Annotated in this window: 5 protein-coding genes; 3 read left to right on the top strand and 2 right to left on the bottom strand. The window is 71.9% G+C overall.

Annotated elements, in window-relative coordinates; translation table 11 throughout:
• Positions 1–191 (bottom strand): 3-hydroxyacyl-CoA dehydrogenase NAD-binding domain-containing protein (locus tag ACI782_RS22695; RefSeq protein ID WP_456912370.1); only part of this gene is annotated, 191 nt, incomplete at its 3' end.
• Positions 192–757: 566 nt separating this feature from the next.
• Here ACI782_RS22695 and ACI782_RS22690 point away from each other — a divergent pair.
• The 3 genes from ACI782_RS22690 to ACI782_RS22680 all read left to right on the top strand — a co-directional run bounded on the left by ACI782_RS22690 (position 758) and on the right by ACI782_RS22680 (position 4,859).
• Positions 758–1,996 (top strand): glycosyltransferase, encoded by a 1,239-nt coding sequence (locus tag ACI782_RS22690; protein ID WP_456912369.1) that lies wholly within the window; start codon positions 758–760, stop codon positions 1,994–1,996.
• The gene (locus ACI782_RS22685) at positions 1,993–3,711 is read left to right on the top strand and encodes a right-handed parallel beta-helix repeat-containing protein (protein ID WP_456912368.1); all 1,719 of its coding nucleotides are present in this window, start codon (positions 1,993–1,995) and stop codon (positions 3,709–3,711) included. Before ACI782_RS22690 ends, ACI782_RS22685 begins: the two co-directional genes overlap by 4 nt.
• 62 nt (positions 3,712–3,773) lie before the next feature.
• On the top strand, positions 3,774–4,859 hold the full coding sequence (locus tag ACI782_RS22680; protein WP_456912367.1) for a hypothetical protein: 1,086 nt from the start codon (positions 3,774–3,776) through the stop codon (positions 4,857–4,859).
• A 376-nt stretch (positions 4,860–5,235) separates the two neighbouring features.
• Here ACI782_RS22680 and ACI782_RS22675 read toward each other — a convergent pair whose 3' ends face one another.
• The gene (locus ACI782_RS22675) at positions 5,236–5,748 is read right to left on the bottom strand and encodes a hypothetical protein (RefSeq protein WP_456912366.1); all 513 of its coding nucleotides are present in this window, start codon (positions 5,746–5,748) and stop codon (positions 5,236–5,238) included.
• Positions 5,749–6,000: the final 252 nt, after the last annotated feature.

Genomic DNA, 6,000 nt, shown 5'->3' with positions numbered 1-6,000 from the left:
AACCGGCCGGTGCCCAGCGTCTTCCGCAGCAACTCCTCGAACCCCGGCTCGTAGAACGGCGCCCTGGCGTCGCACAGCGCCGCCACCTTGCGCTCGTCGACGTCGATGCCCACCACCTCGTGCCCCAACTCCGCCATCGACGCCGCGTGCACCGCGCCCAGGTAGCCGCAACCGATCACCGAGATCTGCATGCCGTCCCCGTTCCGAGAAAGTCGTCGACGCGACGCGCCGGAATGCCGCGAGGAATGCGCGGCCAGGTGCGCACCGTAGGGCGGCAGAAGTGCGCGGCGCCAGTGCAGGGCGTCGGTAATGCGCATCACGGTCCATTACGCACAGTCATGGGACTGACGAGTAGCGTCATGACACGAAGTGTTCACGCAATTCGACATGCGCGGAGAGTGACCGGGCCTGCATGATCCCCCCAGTCGGCGCGCGAGACCTTCGCGACCGGCTGAACTGGGGGGACCGTCCCGATGCGGGGGGCGGGCCCGGGTCCGCACCGCGGTGCGGGCGCCCTCGTCCGCTCTGCGCGGACTCTTCCCGAGGGCCTGGGAACGGCCGTCCGGCCGTCGAGTCGAGTCCTGGTGCCCGCCTGGAGTCAGGCGACCGGGACCCGGGGCCTGCATTTTCCACTGGAGCGATTCAGGCATTGCTCACCATCCAGGGCCATTGCCCGCGATCGCCGCCGATCGGTGGCTGATCCCTGCGGTTCCACGCTGCGCGCGTACCGCCATTGCACTCATGGGGGAATTTCACCGTGTCCGACCTGCTGTCCGTGATCGCCCGCGACTGGCACCTGTTCCTGCCGATCGGCGTCGTGGGTGCGCTGTCCTGGTCCATCTGGCTGATCCGCAAGGTCCTGTCCGCCCGCTACCGGCCGACCATCAACTACTTCCGGACGACGACATCGGTGGTGGTGCCCTCGTTCCGCGAGGACCCCGACGTGCTCGAACGGTGCCTGGACACCTGGCTGGCACAGCACCCCACCGAGGTCATCGTCGTGCTCGACGTCGAGGACACCGAGGCCTTCCAGCGGCTCACCTCACGCGACGACAGCCGCCTGACGGTCATCTCCTTCGCCCACGAGGGCAAGCGATCGGCGCTCGGCGTCGGCATCCGCGCGGCGAAGGGTGAGGTCCTGGTCCTGTGTGATTCGGACACGCTGTGGCGACCGGGCCTGCTGAGCTTCGTGCAGATGCCGTTCGCCGACCCCACAGTGGGCGCGGTCAGCACCAGGCAGAACGTCTACCTGCCGACCTCGAGCATCTGGCGGCGGGTCGCCGACTGGATCATCGACCTTCGCTACCTCGACTACGTGCCGGCCACCGGCCGCGCCGGGGCGGTGGTCTGCGTCTCCGGGCGGACGGCGGCCTACCGGCGCAGCGCCGTCCTGCCGGTCCTCGAGCACCTCGAGCACGAGTTCTTCCTCGGCCGGCGCTGCATCGCCGGCGACGACGGCCGGCTGACCTGGCTCGTGCTGGCCAGCGGCTACCGGACCGTGTACCAGGCCGGGGCCCGGGCGCTGTCGATGTTCCCCAGCACGTTCCGCGCCTTCTGCAAGCAGCGGGTGCGCTGGAGCCGCAACTCCTACCGCTGCTACCTGACCGCGGCGTGGAAGGGCTGGCTGTGGAAGGTCCCCCTGGTCAGCCAGGTGACCGTGCTGCAGATCCTGTTCACGCCGGTGACGATGTTCGCCGCCGTCTACTACGTCGTCGCCTCGGGCTTCTCCGACCGCGGCTGGCAGGCGCTGGCGCTGGCCCTGGCCTGGGTGTTCGTCGGGCGGGCCATCCGCAGCACCAGCCACCTGCGGCGCCGGCCGTCGGACGTGCTGATCCTGCCGCTGGTCGCCCTCGTGATCGCGATGGTCGCGCTGCCGATCAAGACCTACGCGCTGTTCACCATGAACAAGCAGGGCTGGCTCACCCGCCGCACCGACCTCACCGGCGGCGAGGGTCAGGACGAGGCCAGCCTGGGCCCCGCGGCGGTGGCGGCGTGACCCGCCGGCGGCTGGTGACCGGCCCGCGCCTGGTCGCCGCCTTCCTGCTCACCGCCACCGTGCTCGCCGTCCCCCTGCTCACCGGCCCGCTGGGCGGACAGCAGGTGACGGCCGGGGTGCCCCTGCCCCGGCCGGCTGCCGGCCTGACCAACCTCGACCGGACGAGCGCGGAGCGGCAGAGCGCGCTCCTGGCCGAGGAGGACCAGCGGCTGCTCACGCTCGTCGCCTCCGTGCGCCCCGGGTCGGCCCCCTACACGGTCACCCTGGACGACGAGGAGACGCTGGTGCTCACCGCGGGCGGTCTCGCCTACGACCTGGGCGACCTGGTGAAGCTGGGCGCGGCGGAGCTCCAACCGGGCGGCGTCGTGCTCCTCACCAAGCACGTCTTCGTGGCGCCGGACGCGCGCCTGGCGATCGAGGCCCCGGGCACGACGCTGCGGCTGCGCAGCGAGGAGTCCGGGTTCGCGACGCTGGTGTCGTGGAAGGCCGACCTGTTCCTCTCCGGCGACGACGCCGGCCGGCTCAGGGTGACCAGCTGGGACCCGGACCGCGGGGCCCCCGACGAGGAGGTCGAGGACGGCCGCGCGTACGTCCGTGAGGTCAGCGGCGACCTGACCATCGAGGACGCCGGCTTCGCCCACCTGGGTTTCTGGGCCGGGCGGACGGGCGGAGTCGCCTGGACGGGGAACTCCAGCACGGTGGCCACCGGGTCGGTGGTCGACGCGACGTTCCGGGACAGCCACTACGGGGCCTTCGCCTCCCAGGGCGAGGACCTCGAGTTCACGCGGGCCACGTTCGTCGACAACACCGTCGACGGCCTGTCCCTGCACCGCAGCACGGCGGAGACGACGATCGAGGCCTCGGCCGCCCGCGGCAACGGCCGGCACGGCTTCTCCACCGACCACGCCTCGAAGTCGGTGTCCTACACGTCGGTGACCGCGACCCGGAACGGTGCCTACGGCATCTTCTTCAGCGGCACCCCGCTGGCCGAGGGGATGTCCGCGGGCGGGGCGTCGCTGGAGGGGTACGGCGACGTGACCATCGAGGGTGGCGAGTTCTGGGAGAACGGCCGGGCCGGCGCTCGGGTGGTCGACGGGGACCACGTCGTCATCCGCGACACCCACCTCGTGGACAACCGCGACGGCATCGTCCTGGTGGACACCGCGGCGCCGACCACCGTGCAGGGGGTCACCGTCAGCGGCGACCACCGGTTCGGCATCTCCGTCGAGGGCGGCTCGGCCACGGTCGAGGGCAACGAGGTGACCGGCGGCGGGACGGCGATCCGCGTGCGGGACGCCACGGCGGAGGTCAGCGGCAACACCGTCGCCGCCGCCACCGCCCACGGCATCTCGGTCGTCGGCCGGTCCGAGGGCTCCTCGGTCCGGGGCAACACGATCGGCGGCCGCGGGCCCAGCGGGCTGGACACCTTCCGGGTGCCCGAGGGGGTGACCGTCAACGTCGCGGACAACGACGTCGAGGGATGGGAGACCGACCGCGACAACTGGGCGTACTGGTCGACGTTCATCCCGAACCACCCGATGCTGCTGCTCTGGGTGGTCGTCCTGGGCCTCCCGCTGGGCCTGACCCTGCGGGCCCGCAAGCACCGGGTGGCTCCGGGGACGGCGCCCTACCGGGACGACCTGCGCCGCGAGCGACCACCGGCGCTGAGGGTGGACGTCGGCCGCCGCGGTGTCGCCTCAGGGAGGACTGCGTGAACAAGAAAACGTGGCCCGCCGAGGTCACCTCCCGTACCCGCGGTCTCCCCTACCGTGGGCGGATGAGACGACCGGCCGGCCTGTCCCTCCTCCTCGGCATCGCGCTGCTCGCGGGGTGCACCGGCGAGTCGTCGTCCGACGGGGGGACGGCGGCGGAGAGCACGTCGCCCGCGCCGTCGTCGTCCCCGGGCGCGTCTCCGTCGCCGTCCGCCGCACCGGCTCCTGCCCCGCCGGCCGCGACGGCCGGGTGCGACGGCGGCGAGGTGGTCGACGTCAGCACCGCGCGGGAGCTGCAGCAGGCGCTGGACGATGCCCGGCCCGGACAGACCATCCGGCTGGCCGACAGGCGGTACGAGGGCAACTTCGTCGCGTCCGCGCAGGCCGGCGCGGACGCCCCGATCGGGCTGTGCGGCGGCCGGGGCGCGGTGCTCGACGGTGGCGACGTCGAGGGCGACTACACCCTGCACCTCTCCGGTGCCACGTACTGGCACGTCAGCGGGCTGACCGTCACCGGCGGGCAGAAGGGCGTCATGGTGGACGCCGGCGTCGGCAACCGGATCGAGGGTCTGCTCGTGACGTCCATGGGCGACGAGGCGATCCACCTGCGGACCAACAGCACCGACAACGTGGTCGTCGGCAACACCGTCCGCGACACCGGGCTGCGCAAGCCGAAGTTCGGCGAGGGGATCTACGTGGGCAGCGCCGAGAGCAACTGGTGCCAGCTCACCGAGTGCGAGCCCGACCGCAGCGACCGCAACCTGATCGAGGGCAACGACATCGCCGGGACGACGGCCGAGGCGGTCGACGTCAAGGAGGGGACGACCGGCGGGGTGTTGCGGAACAACACCTTCGACGGCGCGGCGATGGTGGAGGCCGACTCCTGGGTCGACGTCAAGGGCAACGGATGGACGATCGAGGGCAACGTCGGGACGTCGGCGTCCGAGGACGGCTTCCAGGTGCACGAGGTCGTCGACGGCTGGGGCCGGGACACCGTCTTCACCGGTAACGCGGCGGGCGGCGTCCCCGGCTTCGCGATCAACGTGGCCGGGCCGCGCGCGATCCGGGACAGGACGACCGTCACGTGCGACAACGACGCCGGGGATGCTGAGGCTGGCCTCAGCAACGTGGAGTGCCGCACCGACCGCTGAACGAAGTCAGGACTCCCCGGTTTCGGCACGGCATCGGCCTAATCCCTCACGCACGGTGAGACCTCGCCGAAGCCGGTTCACCACGGGACCGACGGGGCTTCCAATCTCCGGAAGCGCCACGAAGGGTCTCCGGTCATCGCACAGCAGTGAGGGGCTCCAACTCCGGGTCACCTCGCACCGCCGCTCTGTGACCGAGGGGGACTCTCGTGGGGGTCGGCTGCACCGCCGTGCGGTCGCCCGGCGAGCAGATGCCGGGCACGACCGTCACGAACGAGTGCCGCCATCCCACCGGGGAGTCCTGGGGCCGCCGTCTCCTCGTCGCCGTCCTCACCGTGGTGGGCGCGTGGCTGCTGCTGAGCCTGCTGGCGGGTCCGGCTCAAGCCGAGCCGGGGGGTGACGGCTCGGCTGGGGGCGGGTCGTCCTCCCAGTCCCGGGACAACGGTTCCTCGCGGGGGCAGGACTCCTCGGACCGTTCGTCGGACAACGGTTCCTCCCGGGGGCAGGACTCCTCGGATCGGTCGTCGGACAACGGTTCCTCCCGGGGGCAGGACTCCTCGGACCGTTCGTCGGACAACGACTCCTCACGGCAGCAGGACTCCTCGGACCGTTCGTCGGACAACGACTCCTCACGGCAGCAGGACTCCTCGGATCGGTCGTCGGACAACGACTCCTCGGGGTCCGACGACTCCGCCAACCAGACCTCGGACAACGACTCCTCACGAGAGCAGGGCGCCTCCAGCCGGTCCTCGGACAACGACTCAGCAGAGAACGCCGACTCGGGCAGCCAGTCCAGGGACGAAGCCCCCTCCAGGGACGACGAGTCCCCCGGCCGACCGTCGGACAACGGCCCCATCGACACCGGCGACCGCAGCCCGATCGACGAGAGCACCTCTCCGGACCGGTCCGGCGACCGAGGTCCCGAGGACCAGGGCGCCACCCCGGATCGGGGGCCGGACAACACCACGCCGGACCGACAGACGGACGCCGGCACTCCATCCGATCGAGGCTCCGACAACACCCCACCGGAATCGCCGGCGGACAGCGACCGCGGCCACGACGCCTCGCCGCCTGAGCAGCCGGCGGACCCACCGGGTCGACCCGCCGACAGCGGCACCCCACCGGGGCGGCCAACTGAGCCCGG

The sequence above is a fragment of the Geodermatophilus sp. SYSU D00703 genome (assembly GCF_054050155.1).
The sequence above is the reverse complement of the archived record's forward strand: the minus strand, read 5'-3'. Positions and strand labels throughout refer to the sequence as shown.